1 protein-coding gene and 1 pseudogene are annotated in these 1242 nt (G+C 68.0%); both read left to right on the top strand.

Annotated elements, in window-relative coordinates; genetic code table 11:
• The first annotated feature begins 25 nt into the window (after window positions 1-25).
• Complete coding sequence (locus tag ACOJUJ_RS28055) at window positions 26-1015, top strand: carbohydrate ABC transporter permease (RefSeq protein ID WP_168089016.1); 990 nt, start codon at window positions 26-28, stop codon at window positions 1013-1015.
• Window positions 1012-1242 (top strand): annotated as a pseudogene (locus ACOJUJ_RS28050) (carbohydrate ABC transporter permease); the annotation flags it as partial. The gene ACOJUJ_RS28055 and the pseudogene ACOJUJ_RS28050, both read left to right, overlap by 4 nt.

Below are 1242 nucleotides of genomic sequence, written 5' to 3'. Positions count from 1 at the left end.
ATTGACGCCTTCACCTTGGCTGTACATGCTGCCTGCCGTGCCCACATCAACAACCGAGGCCGTGACCGGCGCTGATGCCGCCGCCGACCCGGCCCCGCCCGCCCGCCGGCGGCGAACACCGAGCGCGGACCGCGCGCCCGGCCCCCGCCGCGAAACCCTGCTCGCCTGGGGGTTCCTGGCCCCGTCGATCGTCGTCTTCACGCTCTTCCTGCTCTATCCGCTCGGCCGCACCGTCTACCTGTCGATGCACGGCAACGACATCATCGGTCGCCCCTCCCGCTTCGTCGGACTGAGCCACTTCCAGGAGATGTTCTCCGCGGACTTCGGCAAAGTCCTCGTCGTCACCGCGCTGTTCACACTCGGCGTCGTGGTGCCCGGCGCGATCGGCGCCCTTGCCGTGGTGCTGCTGCTGGAGTCCCAGGTCCGCGCGCAGCGGTTCTTCCGCAGCGCCTTCGCTCTGCCGTTCGCGTTCTCCGTCGCGAGCGCGTCCGTCATCTTCGCGGTCTTCTACAACCCCGCCAGCGGCGTCCTCAACGGCCTGCTCTACCAACTGGGCCTCGGCCAGGTCGCCTGGTTGACCAGCACCGACATGGCGCTGATCTCCATCTGCCTCACCACCGTCTGGATGAACCTCGGCTACGGCGTGCTGATCCTCGCAGCCGGCGTCGGCTCCATACCCCGCGAGGTCAACGAGGCGGCGCTGCTGGACGGCGCGTCCGGCGTGCGGCGCGCCTGGTACATCACCGTGCCGTTGCTCGGCCCGCAGCTGTTCTTCCTGATCGTCATATCGACGATCAACGCGCTGCAGGGGTTCGGACAGATCCACATCCTCACCCAGGGCGGGCCGGTCGGGTCCACCACCACCCTGGTCTACTCCATCTACCAGCTGGCCTTCGCCCACGGCACCAGTGACTTCGGCCGAGCCAGCGCGCAGGCGCTGGTGCTGCTGCTGATGGTGCTCATCTGCACCGCGGTCCAGTTCGGCGTCATCGAACGGAAGGTGCACTACTCATGAGGATCACGCTCGGCCGCGTGCTGGTCTACGTGGTGCTGCTCCTGGCGCTGGTCCCGGTGCTCTTCCCCGTCTACTACGTCTTCGCCGGCACCTTCATGGAGCCGCGGGAGCTGTCGCGGTTCCCGCCGCAGCTCGTCCCCACCGGCTTCCACCTGGACAACATCCAGCGGGTGCTGGACGCCGTGCCGCTGATGCGGATGTACGGCAACTCGCTGATCATGGCGGGC

The sequence above is a fragment of the Longimicrobium sp. genome (assembly GCF_048594345.1).
In the GTDB taxonomy this organism is placed as follows: domain Bacteria; phylum Gemmatimonadota; class Gemmatimonadetes; order Longimicrobiales; family Longimicrobiaceae; genus Longimicrobium.
Note: the sequence above shows the minus strand (reverse complement) of the source record. Positions and strands in the feature narration are given on the sequence as shown.